Raw genomic sequence first — 16362 nt, 5'->3', positions numbered from 1 at the left:
TTGAGTAGTCCATCCTGGATTCGAACCAGGGTCGAAGCCCCCAGAAGGCTTCAGGATTGGCCACTACCCTAATGGACTGCTCGCACACGACAGAACGCGATTGTGGCTTATGAGTGTTGCGAACCCCGACGACGGCGACGCGCCGCGCGCCGCCGCGACGCCGCGAACGTGTGTAGTTCGACGCCTATTTGCCGGCCGAGAATGCACGTTCGCGTATGTACGTCGGACGGTTCGTCGTCGTCGGTCCGGACGTGGCAGCGTACCGAGTGTCCTCGCGGTCGTTCCCGAACCGCCGCGTGGTCGAACGCGACGCGGCGTTGACGGTCGCGCCCACGCCGGACGCGCCGGAGACGGACAACCCCTACGTGTCGTACAACTGCTACCGGGAGGCCGCGGGCCACGCGGTCGTCGGGAACGGCAGCCACGTCGACCCCGTCACGGAGAAGCTCGGCCTCGGCTACCCGGCGCGGGACGCGCTCGCGGAGAGCCTGCTCGCGCTCGACTACGAGAAAGACGACTACGACACGCCCCGCATCGCGGGCGTGCTGACCCCTGACGGCGACGCGTACGTCGGTACGGTGCGGAAGGACGCCCTGCTCGTGGAAGCGGTCGAGGAGCCGACGCTGGTTGCGACCTACGAGAAGGACAGCCCCGAACCCATCGGCTTCGAGGGCGAGAGCGCGGGCGAAGTCGCCGAGGAAGCGTACAGCGCGGCGTTCGAGCACGCGGTCTGCGCGGTCGGCGTCGTGCGGGACGGCGACGGCTACGCGACCGCAATCGAGAACGGCGACTAGTCAGTTCTCCGCGGGGACGTCTTCGACGGCCGTGACGGTGATGCAGCGGGCTTCGACGTCCTCGTAGGTCGCGCCCCAGCCGCCGACGGTGTGGCGGTCGTCGCCGTCGTCGACGACGAACGTCGCGGTGCCGGTGAGCGCGAGCACGTCGGAGCTGAGCGACCCGGCGGCCGCGGAGCCGTGGTCCGTGTCGACGATGGGGCCGGAGACGGTGACGTCGCGGTTGTCCTCGACGTGGCGGCCCGCGACTTCGACGGTGACGGTGGCGTCGTCGCGGAGCAGCTGGCGGTGTTCGAGGAGGAACTGGCGGATGTCCGCGTACCGCTTCGGCGTCGCGGCGTCCTCGGCGTAGACGGTCGGCGATGGCAGCCACGCGAACAGCAGGAAGTGCCAGAAGAACACGTACGTGAACGAGCGGTTCTGGAGGATGAGGCCGTACTCCTCGATGGCCGCGGGGTTGGGCGCGAACGCGGTCCGGCGGAGGTCGGAGGTGACGATGAACGGCGACGGGCGGTGGAAGCGGCGGACGGCGCTGACGGCGCCCTCGAAGTCGTCGTCCCCGAGCGGCGGGTCGTCGTCCCCGCCGAGCAGCGTGACGTTGACGGTGACGCCGCGGTCGTGGGCGTCCGCGAGGTCGTCGCGGAGCGTCTCGAACTGGTCGCGCGTGAGCGTCGCGTGAATCTGTATCTCGGCGTCCCTGACGAACGACCGCGCGGCCTCGATGACGGTGTCGAAGCGCTTGACGATGCTGACGGTCTGGGTGTCGAGGGTCGGGCGCTCGTAGCGGTCCTGTATCTCCTCGGCGGCGTTCTCGAGGGCGCTCGCGCGGTCGGTGAGCCCGTCGACGATGGTCTCGGGGTCGGTGGCGCGCGCCTGGAACGTCTCCTGTTCGTACAGTTCCACGTAGCCGAGGTCGTCGAGGTCCCGCAGCACGTCGTAGATGCGGGCGTCCGGGACTTCGCTGGCGTCGGCGACTTCGGTCGCGGACGCGGTCCCGAGCTCCAGCAGGGCGACGTAGGCGTTGGCCTGGTAGAAAGAGAGGTCCGCGGCTTGGAGCGTCTCCAGCAGTTCCTCCGTATCCATGGGAGCGAATGACTACGCGAGTGTATAAAACGTACTGGACGGCCGCCGCCGGCCGCTTCGCTCCGTGCGGGCCGGCTACTCGACGTCGGGGTACGGGACGGGGCCGTCGAGCAGCGGGTCGTCAGTCGCTTCCATCCACTCCTCGAGCTCCGACCGGAGGCGGTCGAGGACGTCGACGTACTCGGGGTCGGGGTCGCCGGCCTCCGCGGCGGTCTCGAAGGGCGCGCGGTCCGACGCGAGGTTCTCTCGCTCGTGGGGGTCGCGTTCGAGGTCGTAGAGCTCCTCGGCGGGGCGCTGTTCGACGTGGAACTGTTCGAGGACGGCGCGGCCGCTGGCGGTCGGCGCGACGTCCAGCGGGACGAACACACGCGGGAGCACGGAGAAGTTCCGGACGTACTTGTAGCGGTCCGTCCGGACGGCCCGCACGGGGTTGTAGCGGTCGTGCCACGTCATCTCGCCGTAGACGCGCTCGCGGTCGTGGGGCGTGCCGTCCCGGAGGAGGTCGGCGAACGAGCGGCCGGCGACGTCGGTCGGCGGGTCGACGCCGGCGAGGTCCAGCAGCGTCGGCGCGAGGTCGACGTTGCTGACGAGGTCGTCGTGGACGTCGCCGCCCTCGACGACGCCGGGCTGGTGGACCAGCAGCGCGGTCTCGAGGCCGGCGTCGTAACACGTCCCCTTCGCGCGCGGCATCGCGAGCCCGTGGTCGGTCGTGAACACGAAGACCGTCTCGTCTTCGAGGCCGGCGTCGGCCAGCGACTCCCGGAACGCGCCCACGGCGGGGTCGAGTGTGCCCGCGATCAGCGACTGGAGGTCGGCGACGTCCTCGCGGACGCCGGGTCGTCCGGGAGGTACGGGAAGTCCCCGAGGTCGACGTCGGCCGGGTCGGGGTCGTCGTACACCTCGTCGGGGACGTACTCGCGGCGGAACGGCCGGTGGGGTTCCTCGATGCCGACGGAGACGAAGAACGGGTCGTCGGCGTCGGCGCGGGCGGCGAAGAAGTCGTCGACGACGTCGACGAGTTCGAGCGCGCGCTTGGTGTCGGTGTCGACGCGGTCGTAGCCGAGCCGCGCCGGGTCGTCGGGGACCTCGTGCTGGAACCCGAGGAGGTGCGTCGAGTAGCCGGCGTCCCCGAGGTACTCGGGGAGCGTCGTCCAGTCGTCGTCGAGCGCCCAGCCCATGTGCGCGAGGCCCATGACGCCGTTCACGTGGGGGTACGCGCCGGTCATCATGCTCGACCGGCTGGGCGAGCACTGCGGGGCGGTGCAGAAGCTGCGTTCGAGGCGGACGCCGTCGGCTGCGAGGGCGTCGAGGTTGGGGCTGTCGACGTCGGCGCCGTAGCAGCCGAGGTACTGGCCGAGGTCGTGGCAGTGGACGAGGACGACGTTCGGCCGGGACGCCGTCGCGTCCTGCGCGCGGTCTTCGGCGGACACGCTCGACGGTGGCGAACGCGACCGGATAAATCGCGCGGTCACCGGACCGCGCGTCGCTATCACAAGTAACTATAGCGGTAATTAATAACCAAATTTGAAGTAAATGGATTATCATGCGGTTAGTGCTATGGGAGACCGTACCGACCGGTCACACAGAACGCGGCGGAACGTACTCAAGACCACCGGTGCTGCGTCGGTGCTCGCGACCACCGGCCTCGCCGGCTGTCTCGGCGGCGGTGGCGGCGACGGTGACGGCGACGCGACCGAAGACGGCGGCTCCGACGGCGGGTCGGGCGGCGGCGCGTCCACCCTCGAGGTCACCGGCGTCTGGTCGGGCGAAGAGCAGTCGTCGTTCGGCGAGGTGATGAGCTACGTCGAGGAGGAGACCGGCGTCGAGATCGAGTACTTCCCGCGGGACACTGACAGCCTGCTGACGGGGACGCTGATGGACTACGAGTCCGGCGTCGCGTCCGCGGACATCGTCGTGATGCCGTCGCCCGCGCGCATCGTCAGCGACGCCCAGAACGGCCACCTCGCGCCCGTCGGGGACGCGTGGGACCCGGACAACTTCGCGGTCGACCCGTCCCGGGTCACCGTCGACGGCGAGGTGTACGCGGCGCCGTTCAAGATGGACCTCAAGCCCGGCTTCTGGTACCGGGAGTCGTTCTTCGAGGAGCACGGCCTCTCGGAGCCGTCGAACTACGAGGAGTTCCGGTCGCTGCTTGACTCCATCTCGAGCGTGGAGGGCGTCGACGCGCCCATCGCCTCCGGCAACGGCACCGGGTGGCCGCTCAGCGACCTCATGGAGGCGTTCTTCATGCGACAGGAGAACGGCGCCGAGCTCCAGCAGAACCTCATCAGCGGCGACGCGTCGTTCACCGACGACCGCGTCGCGGCGGCCTTCGACGAGGTGAAGGAACTCCACGACGAGGGGTACTTCAGCCAGATGCGGGACTTCGGCGTCCAGTACGAGTACTTCTGGGACGGCTCGACCCCGCTGTACTTCATGGGGTCGTTCACGACCGCCCAGGACGCCGTCGAGGACGTCTCCGACCTCGGCGTCTTCCGGCTCCCCGGCGTCGAGGGCATCGCGTCCAGCGTCAACTGGTTCACGGTGCCGAAGTACTCCGAGAAGGTCGACACCGCGCGGGACGCCCTGAGCTCGTTCGTCTCCGCGGAAGGCCAGCGGCAGTGGGTGGAACTCGGCGGCTTCGTCCCGTCGAACACGCAGGTGCCGACGGACGCCTACCAGAGCGAGGTCATGTCCCAGCTCCCGCAGCTGGCCGACGAGGTGACCGTCGTCCCGGACCTCGACGACGCGCTCGGCAACCCGTTCCAGCAGGAGTTCTGGTCGCAGCTCAAGGGCCTGTGGGCGTCGCCGGACACGCCGACCTCGGAGATCGTGTCCGCGCTCGACGAAGCCCACGAGAACACGCTGGACGCCTAACCGATGACGCCGACCGAGACGACCGACCGGCGCTCGGACAGCGTCGTCGGCGAACTCCGGCGGGCCTGCGACCCCGAGGAGCTCCGGCGCCGCAACTCGCTGTCGCTGGGGATGGACGCGCTCATCCTCTTCACCACGGGGTTCCTCGCCATCCTCTTCACGATGGGCGCGTGGCCCTCGGCCATCGCCGCCGTGCCGACGGGGGCGCTGCTGTACTTCGGCTGGTCGTCCTCGCGGGCGTTCTTCGTCGCGCAGCTGCTCGCGGTCGCGGTCGTGGTGCTGGCCACCGTCTCCGGCCTGCTACCGTACTGACGCGCCCGCACTCGTTTTCTCGCGTCGCCGACGCAGCGACCGCGTTCAGCGGCGAAGGGTGAAGACAGAAGACGACCGCGAGCGGCGGCTCAGTCGGCGACCGCCGCGACCATCCCGCGCTTGTAGTACTTCTGGAGCACGAGGAACAACACGATGGGGACGATCATCGTCAGCACCGACCCCGCGGCGACCAGCCCCCAGTCGATCTGGAGGCGGCCCTTCATCAGCGGGAGCACCTGCGGTGCGAGCTTCTTGTCGGTCGAGCGCATGAACACGAGGGGGAAGAAGAAGGAGTTCCAGACCCACGTGAACTGGATGACCGCGACCGAGACCAACGCGGGCATCGAGTACGGCAACACGATGGACTTGAATATCTGGTAGCGGGAGGCGCCGTCGATGCGCGCGGCCTCCTCGAGCTCCTCGGGGAGGCCGAGCAGGTAGTTCCGGAGGAACATCACGACCCACCCCATCCCCCAGCCGATGTGGACCAGAATCAGGCCCATGTAGGTGTCGAAGAGGCCGGTCGCCCGGAGGGTGTTGTAGTTGCCCATCGCGACGAGCTCCGGCGGCGCCGCCATGACGACGATGAGCAGGAAGAACAGCCCCGTCTTCACGGGGAAGTCGAAGCGCGCGAACGGGTACGCGACCATCGTCCCGAGGAGGGTGACCGCCAGCACCGACGGGATGGTGACGATGGCGGTGTTGAACAGCGCCTGCCGCATCGGGCCGGACTTGAACGTCCACGCCTCGGCGTAGTTCTGGAAGGTGACGGTCATCCCCTCGATGTGCCACCAGCCCTGGATGATCTGTTCGAGCGGGCGCACGGACGCCATCAGCAGGCCGAGCAGCGGGACGACCCAGAGCACGGCGATGCCGACGGCGACGGCGTACCTGACTGCGCGCGCGCCGGTGGGTATCTTCGACACCAGCCGGGTGCCGGTGTCCTGGAAGTCGTCCGGTGCCGTCTCCGGCGGGTCGCGGGTGCGCGTCCCGCCGTCCGTGCGTGCGTCGTGGTCGTCGGGTGAGTGTCCAGTCATTGTGTACTCAGTCCATTCGTGCGATGTACCACGCCATCGGGAGCGTGATTATCAGTTCGACGAGCGCGATCACCATCGCCTTCCCGTACTCGATGGGGATGGAGAACGCCGCCTGGTAGACCTCCAGCCCGAGCACGGAGAACACCCCGTTGGGGCCGCCGGAGGGGCCGCCCGCGGCGTAGACGATGGCGAAGATGCGGATGACCCAGATGGTGCTCATGATGACGACGACGGCGGTCACCGGCTTGACGAGCGGCCAGATGACGTCCTTGAACCGGCGGAACGGGCCGGCGCCGTCGATGCGCGCGGACTCCAGCAGCGACGGGTCGATGCCCGCGAGCGCGGAGCTGTAGACGAGCATGCTGAACCCGGTCTGGACCCAGACGCCGCCCGCGATGAGCGCGTAGATGGCGATCTGTGGCTCCTGGAGCCAGTTGCGCACCTGCCCCTCGAGGCCGATGGTCCGGAGGATCTCGTTGAACACGCCCGCCTGCGGGTCGTAGACGAACAGCAGCACGAGGCCGATGACGACCGTCGGCGTGGTGAACCCGAGGAACACCATCGAGCGCAGGATGCGGCGGCCGCGGAGGTCCGCGAACAGCAACGCGAGGCCGAGCCCGAGAACCGTGCTCAGCGGGACGTGGATGACCATCCAGATGAGGTTCTGGGGGAGCGCGCCCATCGGGTAGGTGAACGACGCGAGGTTCGACCAGTTGATGATGGCGTCGTCCGTGAACGTCGCGACCCACTGGTCGAGGCCGACGAACTGCTGGACGGTGAACGCGTCCCACACGTAGAAGCTCCCCCACGCGGAGTACACCATCGGGCCGACGGAGAAGATGCCGAACAGGGTGAGCCCGGGCGCCATGAAGATGAGGATGGCCTTGGTCTTCTCCCAGTCGACGTCCGCGCCGAAGCCGCCCTCGAAGAGGTCCGTGCTAGACATGGTATCAGGCGACGAGCTCGCCGTCCCCGTCGTAGAGGTAGACGTCGTCGGGGTCGACGCTGAGGAACACCTGTTGGCCCGATTCGACGTCGGTCCGGTCGACCTTGGCGTTGACCGTCGTGTCGCCGACGTCGACGTTCACGAGCACGTACTCGCCGAGCGGTTCGACGGTCTTGACCGTCCCGCGGAGCCGCCAGTCGGTGTCGGGTTCGGTCGTCGTGACCGCGGCGTCCTCCGGTCGGAAGCCGACGGAGACGTCGGCGGACGTCGTCTCGCGGGCGGCCGGCACGCTGTTCTCGTCGTCGACGCGGATCGTGCCGTCGCGGTTCGTGCCCTCGAGGAGGTTCATCGGCGGCGACCCGATGAACTGCGCGACCCACGCGGTCTTGGGGCGCCGGTAGAGCTCCTCGGGTTCGGCGACCTGCCGGATGGTCCCCTCGTTCATGACGGCGATGCGGTCGCCCATGCTCATCGCCTCCTCCTGGTTGTGCGTGACGTAGACGGTCGTGATGTCCAGTTCGTTCTGGAGGCGCTTGAGCTCCGAGCGCATCTCGAGGCGGAGCTTCGCGTCGAGGTTGCTGAGCGGTTCGTCCAGCAGGAACACGGACGGTTCGCGGATGATGGCGCGGGCCAGCGACGTGCGCTGGCGCTGGCCGCCGGAGATGGAGGCGGGGTCGCTGTCGAGCTGGTCCTCGATGTGGAGCAGCTCCGCGATCTCGGCGACGCGCTCGTCGCGCTCCTCGGGCGGGACGCCGCGCACCTTCAGCGGGTACTCGATGTTCTCCCGCACGCTCATGTGCGGGTACAGCGCGTAGTTCTGGAACACCATGGCGACGTTCCGGTCCGCCGGGGGCATGTCGTCGACCCGGTCGTCGTCGAAGTAGATTTCGCCGTCCGAGGGCGTCTCCAGCCCGGCGATCATCCGGAGCGCGGTCGTCTTCCCGCAGCCGGAGGGACCGAGGAACACGAGGAACTCGCCGTCTTCGACTTCGAGGTCGAGCTCGTAGTTCGCGATGATATCACCTCCGTCGAAGAACTTGCTGACCGACCGCATGCTAATGTTGGTCATGGACGTACCGGCTTGTACTGATTTACTGCACTTATAATTAATCATCCAGAATTGAATTGGATACTCCCGAGAGGGCGCCCCAGTAGGCGGGTTTCCCCTTCGACCCAACACTTACTTACTAATCCTATCATAAGATGTGGCAGATGAGTGCCCGCGCGTTCGACTACGGACGATACCCGCAGGTCGCCGGCGAGCTGTTCCGGTCGGTCCAGGAGCGCGGCCTGTTCGAGGACTGCAAGCGGTTCGTCGACGCCGAGCCCCGCGTGCCCGCAGCCCACCTCCGCGAGCGCTACCTCGCCGCGAGAGACGACCCCGACTTCGACCTCGCGGCGTTCGTCGAGCGGAACTTCCGGCTGCCGGAGCCCGTCGGCGCGGACGTCGACCCGACGGGGACGACGATGGAGTCCCACGTCGAGTCGCTGTGGGAGCCGCTCACGCGGACGTTCGACGTCGACCCCGAGTCGGCGTCCACGCTGATTCCGCTCCCGAACCCCCACGTCGTGCCGGGCGGGCGGTTCCGCGAGATGTACTACTGGGACAGCTACTTCATCGCCGAGGGGCTCGGGACGGCTGGCCGCGTCGACGCCGTCGAGGCGATGGTCGAGAACGTCGCGTCGCTGGTCGACCGGTTCGGGTTCGTCCCGCTCGGGAACCGCGTCTACTACGACAGCCGCTCGCAGGTCCCGCTGTTCTACCGGATGCTGCGGGTGCTCGAGCGCGAGCGCGGGTTCGAGGCCGTGGCGCCGTTCGTCGACGCCCTCGAGACCGAGTACGCCTTCTGGACGGACGGCCGCGACCGCGTGGCGGGGTCCGAGGGCCCCGACAGCCACCGGCGCGTCGTCTCGCTGCCCGACGGCGGGGTCGCGAACCGCTACTGGGACGACCGCGCGCGCCGCGGCCGGAGTCGTACGCCCAGGACCGCGAGCTCGCCGCCGGCGTGGCGCCCGACGACCGCCCGCGGCTGTTCCGCGACATCCGGGCGGCCTGCGAGTCCGGCTGGGACTTCAGCTCCCGGTGGCTGGCGGCCGTCGACGACCGGACGAGCATCCGCACGACGGACCTCGTGCCGGTGGACCTCAACGCCGTCCTCTACGGCGTCGAGTCCGCGCTCGCGGACTGGCTGGCGCGCCTCGACCGCCCGGAGGCCGCCGACCGGTACGCCGACGCCGCCGAGCGCCGGCGCCGCGCCATCGAGCAGTACTGCTGGGACGACGACCGGGAGTTCTACGTCGACTACTGCTGGACGGACGGCGAGCAGACGGACCGCCTCACGCTCGCGGGCGTGGCGCCGCTGTTCGTGGGCGCGGCCGACCACGAGCGCGCGGCCGCCGTCGCGGAACGCCTCCGCAGCGACTTCCTGCGGCCGGGCGGCCTCGTGACGACGCTGGAGACCACCGGCGAGCAGTGGGACGCGCCGAACGGCTGGGCGCCCCTGCACTGGATGGCGGCCGTCGGCCTCCGGCGGTACGGCCACGACGACCTCGCGGCCGAGGTGACCGACCGCTGGCTCTCGCTGAACCGCTCGGCGTTCGAGGAGCGCGGCCGGATGGCCGAGAAGTACGACGTCCAGTCGGCGGCGGTCGCGGCCGACGACGGCGAGTACCGCCTCCAGTACGGCTTCGGGTGGACGAACGGCGTCGCCACCGCGCTCGGCGCGGGCCGCGGCGCGACCACCGAACCCGCCGGCGAGCCGCGGCAGTGACGCGGGCGGTCGGCGGCGAGTGCGAGCCGGACACCTAAGTTCGCGGGCGTCCGAGGCTCACCCATGAGAGTCGGCGTCGTCTCCGACGTGCACGCGAACCTCGTCGCGCTGGAGACCGTCCTCGAGGACCTGCCGGACGTGGACGCGCTCGTCTGCGCGGGCGACGTGGTCGGGTACAACCCGTGGCCCGCGGCGTGCGTGGACGCGCTCCGCGAGCGCGACGTGCCGACGGTGATGGGGAACCACGACCGGATGGTGGCGAGCGACCGGAACTTCCGCGGGAACGGGATGGCTCAGGCGGGAATCCGGCACGCCAAGCGGGAGCTGAACGACGTCCAGCGCGAGTGGGTCGAACGCCTGCCGCGGGAGCGCACGCTGTTCGACGGCCGCGTGAAGGTCGTCCACGACCACCCCGAGGTGCAGGACCGCTACACGTACCCGGACGCGTTCGGCCCGCACCTGCTGGACGGCGAGGACGTCCTGATTCTCGGGCACACGCACGTCCAGCACCACGAAGTCTACGACGACGGCGTCGTGATGAACCCGGGGAGCGTCGGCCAGCCCCGCGACCGCGACCCGCGGGCGGCGTACGCGCTGCTGGACCTCGAGGACCTGTCCGTCGAGGAGCGCCGCGTCGAGTACGACGTCGAGCGGGTCGCCGAAGCCGTCCGGGAGGCGGGGCTGCCGGACGGGACGGCCGAACGGCTGGCCGACGGCCGGTAGGGGAATCGAAGGAGAGGAGCCGGCGTTACGAGCCGAAGTGGTCCTGCACGATGTCCAGGGTCTCCTCGCGGTCGTCCCAGTCGACGAACACCGCGACGGAGGTGGCGCTGGAGATGATGTCGATGACGTTGATGCCGGCGTCCGCGATGGGGTCGACGATGCGCCGGAGGACGCCCGGCTGGTTCGGGAGCTCGCCGCCGAGCACGCGGATGACCGCGACCTCGTCGCGGACCGTGACCGAGGAGAGCTCGCCGACCTCGATGACCTCGCTGTGGAGGACGTTCTCGGCGCGCTCGGCGACGTCCTCGTCGACGTAGAACGTCATCGAGTCCATCCCGGAGGCGACCGCGTCGACGTTGATGTCGGAGTCGTACAGCGCCGTCGACAGCGTCGACATGATGCCGGGGCGGTTGCGGATGGCGCGGCCGGCGACGGTGAGACACGCCAGCGGCGTGTCCCGCATGTCGATCATGTTCTCGAACTGCCCCTCGATCTTGGTGCCGCCGGAGAGCAGGTCGCCGTGCTGGTAGTGGATGACGCGGACGTCGAGGTCGTCGTCCTTGAACGACAGCGCGGACGGCGCGACGACTTCGGCGCCGCGGAACGAGAGGTTCCGGAGCTCGTCGACGGTGATCTCGCCGACGTTGCGCGCGCCCTCGACGACGTGGGGGTCGCCGGTCATGACGCCCTCGACGTCGGTGACGATGACGACCTCGTCGGCGCCGGCGTACCGGCCGAGCATCACGGCCGTGGTGTCGCTGCCGCCGCGGCCGAGCGTCGTCACGTTGCCCTCGTGGTCCTCGGCGAGGAAGCCCGTGATGACGGGGACGACGTCGCCGAGGTCCTCGGCCAGCGCCTCGACGCGGCGCTGGGTCTCCTCGGCGTCGACCTCGCCGCGGTCGTTGGCGACGACCGGCCAGTCCGGGTGGCCGGGCTCGAGGAAGACGGCGTTCACGCCGCGGGCGGACAGCGCCGCCTTCAGCATCCGCACGGAGGTGCGTTCGCCCATAGAGACGATCTCCGCGCGGTCGGCGTCGTCGGCGTCGAAGGTGATGTCCTCGAGGAGTTCGTCGGTCGTGTTCCCCATCGCAGACGCTACGACCGCCAGTTCGTGGCCGGCGGCGACCGCGTCCGCGATGGAGTCGGCGGCCCGCTCGATGCGGTCGCCGCTCCCGAGACTGGTGCCGCCGAACTTCGCCACTACGCGCATCGCTTCCCACCGGTCGTCGGAGCCGTGCTCATTACCGGGGCCGTAGGGACGGGGACAGTGATAACTGCTTGCATGCACGAAACGGTTGCCGTCCCCGCGGCCGCGGCGTTAAGTTCGTCGCCGTCGTACTTGAACTCATGAACGTTCGTGACGCGACGGCCGAGGACGCGGCCGCGCTGGACGCGCTCGTCGACGGCGACCTCGACGCCGCGCGCCTCGTCAGGGACCGCACGGTGCGGGTCGCGGAGGGCGACGACGGGGTCGCCGGGTTCGTCGCGTTCGACGCGTGGCGGGGCGCCGTCCACGTCACGCGGCTCGCGGGCGACCCGGACGTCGTGGCCGCGCTGCTGGACGCGCCCCGGGAGTTCGCGGCCCACGAGGACCGCTCGGTCGAAGTGGTCCTCGACGAGAACGACGCGCTCGGCGACGTGCTGCTCGCGGAGGGGTTCGAGGACGCGGGCGCGGGGCCGCGCTTCGACGGCGCGGCGACGCGGCGCTACGAGTGGACGCCCTAGAGGTCCGCGCGCTCGAAGACGTAGTAGCCGACGGCGGGGACGACGACGAGCCACGCGAGCATCGTCGCGAGCGCCGCCCACTTCGAGAGGTAGAACGGCGGGTTCTGCGGGAACAGCTGGGCGACGAGCGTCGACTCCCCGGGGAGGAACTGGTAGACGGCGTTCGTGAACGCCGACGACGGCGGGACGCGGTTCAACAGGAGGTACCAGTCCGGAATCGACTCGAGGCTGCGCGGGCTGAGCGTGCCGTTCACGAGGTAGTGGACGCCGCTGACGACGACGCCCCACGCGACCTCGAAGACGACGAAGAACACGGCGGCGATGATGGTGGCGCGCCCGGAGTCCTTCGTGGTCGCGGAGATGCCGACGCCGACGGCGGTGTACAGCACGGCGAGCAGCACGGTCAGCGCGGAGAAGCCGACGTACGCCAGCGCGTCGAAGCTGTCGTAGAGCGCGAGCGTGACGACGGCCGCGACGACGAGGCCGACGAGGACGGCGACGCCGAGGACGGCGCCGCGGCCGACGACCTTCCCGACGACGGCGTCCCGCCGGGTGTGCGGCAGCGACAGCAGGAACTTCGCGCTCCCGGACTCGACCTCGCCGGCGATGGCCTTGTGGGACATCACGAGCGCGGTCAGCGGGACGAGCAGCGTCACGGGGCTGACGAGGAAGACCAGCAGCCCGAGCGCCTCGAGCTCGCCGCCCTGCTGGCCGACGAACGTGTAGGCGTACGCGACGCCGGCCATGAACAGCACGAACAGCGCGGACAGCGCCCACAGCGCCTTCGAGCGCGCGGCGTCCTGGAAGTCCTTCTTCGCGACCGCCGACCAGCTCATGCCGTCACCTCCTCGTCGGTGTACGCCGCGAACACGTCGTCCAGCGACGCCTCCCGGGTGGCGAAGTCGGTGACCTCGCCGCCCGCGGCCTCGACGGCGTCGAGGATGTCGGTCTTCGAGGCGTCCTCGGCGTCGACGGTGAGCGTGTCGCGGTCCGTGTCGACGCTCGAAACGCCGGGGACGTCCTCGACGGCTTCGACGATTTCCGGCGTGAGTTCCGCGACGGTGACCGTCAGCGACGACCCGGTGCCGGCGGCCTCGCGGAGCCCGCGGATGGTGTCCTCGGCGACGAGCTCGCCGGCCTGCAGGATGCCGACGCGGTCGCAGACGGCTTCGACCTGCTCGAGGATGTGGCTGGAGAAGAAGACCGTGGCGCCGCGGTCTGCCTCCTCGGTGATGATCTCGCGCATCTCGCGGGCGCCGTTCGGGTCCAGCCCCGTGGAGGGCTCGTCCAGAATCAACAGCTCGGGGTCGCCGACGAGCGCGATGGCGAGCGCGAGCCGCTGCTGCATCCCCTTCGAGAAGCCGCCGGCCTTCCGGTCGGCGGCGTCGGGGATGCCGACGCGCTCCAGGAGGGCGTCGGGGTCGTCGTCGGCGCCCTTCGACTCGATGGCGAACTCGAGGTGCTGGCGGGCGGTGAGTCGCTCGTAGACGTGGAACCCCTCGGGGAGGACGCCGATGCGCTGGCGGATGGCCAGCGACTCCTCGTTGACGTCGTGGCCGAGCACCGTCGCGGTGCCCGACGTCGGGCGCACGAAGTCCAGGAGGACGTCGATGGTCGTGGACTTCCCGGCGCCGTTCGGTCCGAGGAAGCCGTAGATCTCCCCGGACTGGACCTGGAGGTCGAGGTCGTGGAGGGCGGTGACGTCACCGTACCGCTTGGTGACGCCGGCGAGTTCGATTGCTGCCATGCGGAGAGGGTCGCACGGCCAGCCTAAATCCGTTGGGGTCGTTCGCAGGGCGAGCGACCGCGCGGCGGCGTCTCAGAGGTCGACGCGGTCGAATCGTCGCGCCGCGAGCGCGAACGCGGCGACCGTCCACGCGAACAGCAAGGCGACGCCGACGCCGTCGGGAACCGCGCCCGTCGTCGCCACCGGGTCGACGCCGACGACGGTGAGCGCGTTCGCGTACGCGTAGACGGGGCTGGCGACGACGAGCGCGTCCACGAGGCCGTCGCCGATTCGGACGCCGAACTGGCCGGCGAGGACGACGCGCCCGAGGCTCAACGCGATGGGCCAGAAGAACGCCACCGCGAAGAACCCGTACGTGGTCGCGGCCGCGAGCGTCGTGGACGTCGACCGCGCGGTGAACGCGAGCGTCGCGGCGACGAACGCGGCGGCCAGCAGCGCGGCGAGCGCGAGCACGGCGAGCACGCGGACCGCGGGCACGGCCGCGCCGCGGAGCGCGTAGCCGGCGGCCGCGACGGCGATGGCGGCGAGGACGGCGACGAGCGTCGTCGCGAGGCGGGCGGCGCCGGCGCCGCGAGGACGGACGGCCGGGAGTGCGGCAGCGAGAGCGTGGCGCGGACGCGGCCGCTGGCGACGGCGCCCGGCACGGCCTCGTGGGTGAGCGTGCCGGCGGTCAGCGGCACGGCGAACAGGAACAGGAGCGCGAGCGCGGCGGGCAGCGGCGTGACGCCGGGGCCGTTCGTGCCGCCGTACGCGACGGCGGCGGCCAGCAGCGCGAAGAAGCCGCCGAACACCAGCAGGGAGTTGTCCGCGCGGAGCGCGCGGAGGTCGCGGCGCGCGACGACGGGCCACGTCACGCTACCACCGGAGGGAGGGCTGACTGCATGGTCGGGGCGTCGGCGCGCGCCGGGAAGTGTCTTCCCCCGGGCCGCAGCCGCTGCGAACTACACGCGGTCGTCGGGGTCGTGGGAGTCCCGCATGCGGCTGGCCTCCTGCCCGTACCGCTCGCGGTCCTCGGGGTCCTCGACGGGTTCGAGGTCGGCGACGTCGGCGTCGACGGCCGCGGTGGGGTCGCCGGCGTTCATCGACCGCTGCTTGCGGAGCACGCGGTCGCCCTCGGGCGTCGCGTAGACGAGGTTGAGCAGCCCCTTGTCGGTGTACTCCCGGAAGACCAGCCAGACGCGCTCGGTGTCGGACATATTCGGGGGTTCGGCGGCCCGCGGTTCAAGCCTGGCGGTTCGCCGACCGCGCAGTTGAAAGTCGCCGCACCTCTACTCGGACGTGATGGACGCGGACGCGGTCCGGGAGCGCGCGGACGACCTGCCGAGCGAGCCCGGCGTCTACCAGTTCCTCGAGCGGCGGGACGCCGGCGACGTCGTGCTGTACGTCGGGAAGGCCGTCGACGTGCGGGACCGCGTGCGGTCGTACGCGGACGCGAGAGGCGGCGAAGCCGCCTCTGCACACGCGAGCGGCGAGGCCGCGAGCGGACCGCGCAGCGAGCGCATCGCGCGGATGGTCGAGCGCGCGGACGCAATCGACTTCGCGGTGACGGACACGGAGACGCAGGCGCTGCTGCTGGAGGCGAACCTCGTGAAGCGCCACCAGCCGCGGTACAACGTCCGCCTCAAGGACGACAAGTCCTACCCGCTCGTGCAGTTCACGGACCACGCCGTCCCCCGCATCGAGGTGACCCGGGACCCCGAGGAGGGCGCGGCGGCGTACGGCCCGTACACGGACAAGGGCGACGTGGAGACCGTCGTGAAGGCGATTCGGGAGGTGTACGGGCTGCGGGGCTGCTCGGACCACAAGTACCGGAACCGCGACCGCCCCTGCCTCGACTACGAGATGGGGCTGTGTACGGCGCCCTGCACGGGCGAAATCGGCGAGACAGAGTACGAGGCGGACGTGGAGGCCGCGCGGCGGTTCTTCGAGGGGGAGACGGGCGCGCTCGCGGACCCCATCGAGCGGGAGATGGAGCGCGCCGCTCAGGAGCAGAACTTCGAGCGCGCGGCGAACCTCCGAGACCGGCTTGACGTCGTGGAGGCGTTCCACGGCGGCGCGGGCGGGGCGGTCGCGGGCGGCGACGACGCGGCGACCACGGACGTGCTCGGCGTCGCCGTGGAGGGCGAGGACGCGACGGTCGCGCGCCTGCACGCCGAGCGCGGCCAGCTCGTCGAGCGCGACCAGCACCACCTCGACGCGCCGGAGAACGAGAGCCCGGCGGACGTGCTGGCGGCGTTCCTCGTGCAGTTCTACGCGGAACGGGAGCTCCCGGACCGGCTGCTGTTGCCCGAGCACCACGGCGACGAGGACGTGGCGGCGTGGCTGGACGCGGCGGGCGTCGAGGTCG

General features: G+C 70.3%; 15 protein-coding genes, 1 tRNA gene and 2 pseudogenes. 7 read left to right on the top strand and 11 right to left on the bottom strand.

Annotation, left to right across the window (positions count from 1 at the left end; genetic code table 11):
- Window positions 1-5: 5 nt before the first annotated feature.
- A tRNA-Gln gene (locus GJ634_RS09130) sits at window positions 6-78 on the bottom strand.
- 137 nt (window positions 79-215) lie between these two features.
- On the opposite strand from GJ634_RS09130, the gene GJ634_RS09125 reads away from it, so the two are divergent.
- A complete protein-coding gene (locus GJ634_RS09125; RefSeq protein WP_157502357.1) occupies window positions 216-794 on the top strand; it encodes an IMP cyclohydrolase in 579 nt (192 codons plus the stop codon).
- Here the strand turns inward: GJ634_RS09125 and GJ634_RS09120 are convergent, their stop codons facing one another.
- Together GJ634_RS09120 and GJ634_RS16955 are read right to left on the bottom strand one after the other, a co-directional pair.
- The gene (locus tag GJ634_RS09120) at window positions 795-1877 is read right to left on the bottom strand and encodes a TrmB family transcriptional regulator (protein ID WP_157502355.1); all 1083 of its coding nucleotides are present in this window, start codon (window positions 1875-1877) and stop codon (window positions 795-797) included.
- Window positions 1878-1952: 75 nt separating this feature from the next.
- Window positions 1953-3307: pseudogene (locus tag GJ634_RS16955) on the bottom strand (sulfatase).
- A 127-nt stretch (window positions 3308-3434) separates the two neighbouring features.
- Here GJ634_RS16955 and GJ634_RS09110 point away from each other — a divergent pair.
- Together GJ634_RS09110 and GJ634_RS09105 are read left to right on the top strand one after the other, a co-directional pair.
- A complete protein-coding gene (locus tag GJ634_RS09110) occupies window positions 3435-4754 on the top strand; it encodes an ABC transporter substrate-binding protein (protein ID WP_157502353.1) in 1320 nt (439 codons plus the stop codon).
- Window positions 4755-4757: 3 nt separating this feature from the next.
- Window positions 4758-5066, top strand: a complete 309-nt coding sequence (locus GJ634_RS09105; protein WP_157502351.1) for a hypothetical protein — start codon at window positions 4758-4760, stop codon at window positions 5064-5066.
- Window positions 5067-5155: 89 nt separating this feature from the next.
- On the opposite strand, the gene GJ634_RS09100 is transcribed toward GJ634_RS09105, so the two are convergent.
- The 3 genes from GJ634_RS09100 to GJ634_RS09090 are packed head-to-tail and all read right to left on the bottom strand — an operon-like array spanning window position 5156 to window position 8103.
- Complete coding sequence (locus GJ634_RS09100) at window positions 5156-6103, bottom strand: carbohydrate ABC transporter permease (RefSeq protein ID WP_157502350.1); 948 nt, start codon at window positions 6101-6103, stop codon at window positions 5156-5158.
- Between the two features lie 7 nt (window positions 6104-6110).
- Window positions 6111-7049: a carbohydrate ABC transporter permease gene (locus GJ634_RS09095; RefSeq protein ID WP_157502348.1), complete on the bottom strand. Its 939-nt coding sequence runs from the start codon at window positions 7047-7049 to the stop codon at window positions 6111-6113.
- A 4-nt stretch (window positions 7050-7053) separates the two neighbouring features.
- A complete protein-coding gene (locus GJ634_RS09090) occupies window positions 7054-8103 on the bottom strand; it encodes an ABC transporter ATP-binding protein (protein ID WP_157502359.1) in 1050 nt (349 codons plus the stop codon).
- 149 nt (window positions 8104-8252) lie between these two features.
- Between GJ634_RS09090 and GJ634_RS16950 the strand changes: the two are divergent.
- Window positions 8253-9820, top strand: a pseudogene (locus GJ634_RS16950) (trehalase family glycosidase).
- Window positions 9821-9883: 63 nt separating this feature from the next.
- Window positions 9884-10543, top strand: a complete 660-nt coding sequence (locus tag GJ634_RS09080; protein WP_157502346.1) for a metallophosphoesterase — start codon at window positions 9884-9886, stop codon at window positions 10541-10543.
- A 25-nt stretch (window positions 10544-10568) separates the two neighbouring features.
- Here the strand turns inward: GJ634_RS09080 and GJ634_RS09075 are convergent, their stop codons facing one another.
- The gene (locus tag GJ634_RS09075) at window positions 10569-11753 is read right to left on the bottom strand and encodes an aspartate kinase (RefSeq protein WP_157502344.1); all 1185 of its coding nucleotides are present in this window, start codon (window positions 11751-11753) and stop codon (window positions 10569-10571) included.
- 137 nt (window positions 11754-11890) lie between these two features.
- Here GJ634_RS09075 and GJ634_RS09070 point away from each other — a divergent pair, with 137 nt between their 5' ends.
- On the top strand, window positions 11891-12268 hold the full coding sequence (locus GJ634_RS09070; RefSeq protein WP_157502342.1) for a hypothetical protein: 378 nt from the start codon (window positions 11891-11893) through the stop codon (window positions 12266-12268).
- Here the strand turns inward: GJ634_RS09070 and GJ634_RS09065 are convergent.
- From GJ634_RS09065 to GJ634_RS09050, 4 genes are all read right to left on the bottom strand, one after another.
- Window positions 12265-13104 carry an ABC transporter permease gene (locus tag GJ634_RS09065; protein WP_157502340.1) on the bottom strand — a complete coding sequence of 280 codons (840 nt, stop codon included), beginning with the start codon at window positions 13102-13104 and terminating at the stop codon, window positions 12265-12267. The two genes, GJ634_RS09070 and GJ634_RS09065, sit on opposite strands and share 4 nt — an antisense overlap.
- On the bottom strand, window positions 13101-14015 hold the full coding sequence (locus GJ634_RS09060; RefSeq protein ID WP_157502338.1) for an ABC transporter ATP-binding protein: 915 nt from the start codon (window positions 14013-14015) through the stop codon (window positions 13101-13103). Before GJ634_RS09060 ends, GJ634_RS09065 begins: the two co-directional genes overlap by 4 nt.
- 72 nt (window positions 14016-14087) lie before the next feature.
- Entirely contained in the window at window positions 14088-14492 is a 405-nt protein-coding gene (locus tag GJ634_RS09055; protein ID WP_157502336.1) for a hypothetical protein, read from the bottom strand.
- A 464-nt stretch (window positions 14493-14956) separates the two neighbouring features.
- Complete coding sequence (locus tag GJ634_RS09050; protein ID WP_157502334.1) at window positions 14957-15211, bottom strand: hypothetical protein; 255 nt, start codon at window positions 15209-15211, stop codon at window positions 14957-14959.
- Between the two features lie 85 nt (window positions 15212-15296).
- Here GJ634_RS09050 and GJ634_RS09045 point away from each other — a divergent pair.
- Window positions 15297-16362: UvrB/UvrC motif-containing protein (locus GJ634_RS09045; RefSeq protein WP_197425461.1), on the top strand; the 1066-nt coding region annotated here is incomplete at its 3' end.

The sequence above is a fragment of the Halobacterium sp. CBA1126 genome, assembly GCF_009741975.1.
In the GTDB taxonomy this organism is placed as follows: domain Archaea; phylum Halobacteriota; class Halobacteria; order Halobacteriales; family Halobacteriaceae; genus Halobacterium.
This window is presented reverse-complemented; position numbering and strand designations above follow the sequence as displayed.

Excerpts from the sequence above, each read along its gene's own strand:
- GJ634_RS09125 (WP_157502357.1), top strand. The coding sequence starts at position 216 with ATGTACGTCGGACGGTTCGTCGTCGTCGGTCCGGACGTGGCAGCGTAC.
- GJ634_RS09120 (WP_157502355.1), bottom strand. The coding sequence starts at position 1,877 with ATGGATACGGAGGAACTGCTGGAGACGCTCCAAGCCGCGGACCTCTCT.
- GJ634_RS09110 (WP_157502353.1), top strand. The coding sequence starts at position 3,435 with ATGGGAGACCGTACCGACCGGTCACACAGAACGCGGCGGAACGTACTC.
- GJ634_RS09105 (WP_157502351.1), top strand. The coding sequence starts at position 4,758 with ATGACGCCGACCGAGACGACCGACCGGCGCTCGGACAGCGTCGTCGGC.
- GJ634_RS09100 (WP_157502350.1), bottom strand. The coding sequence starts at position 6,103 with ATGACTGGACACTCACCCGACGACCACGACGCACGCACGGACGGCGGG.
- GJ634_RS09095 (WP_157502348.1), bottom strand. The coding sequence starts at position 7,049 with ATGTCTAGCACGGACCTCTTCGAGGGCGGCTTCGGCGCGGACGTCGAC.
- GJ634_RS09090 (WP_157502359.1), bottom strand. The coding sequence starts at position 8,103 with ATGCGGTCGGTCAGCAAGTTCTTCGACGGAGGTGATATCATCGCGAAC.
- GJ634_RS09080 (WP_157502346.1), top strand. The coding sequence starts at position 9,884 with ATGAGAGTCGGCGTCGTCTCCGACGTGCACGCGAACCTCGTCGCGCTG.
- GJ634_RS09075 (WP_157502344.1), bottom strand. The coding sequence starts at position 11,753 with ATGCGCGTAGTGGCGAAGTTCGGCGGCACCAGTCTCGGGAGCGGCGAC.
- GJ634_RS09070 (WP_157502342.1), top strand. The coding sequence starts at position 11,891 with ATGAACGTTCGTGACGCGACGGCCGAGGACGCGGCCGCGCTGGACGCG.
- GJ634_RS09065 (WP_157502340.1), bottom strand. The coding sequence starts at position 13,104 with ATGAGCTGGTCGGCGGTCGCGAAGAAGGACTTCCAGGACGCCGCGCGC.
- GJ634_RS09060 (WP_157502338.1), bottom strand. The coding sequence starts at position 14,015 with ATGGCAGCAATCGAACTCGCCGGCGTCACCAAGCGGTACGGTGACGTC.
- GJ634_RS09050 (WP_157502334.1), bottom strand. The coding sequence starts at position 15,211 with ATGTCCGACACCGAGCGCGTCTGGCTGGTCTTCCGGGAGTACACCGAC.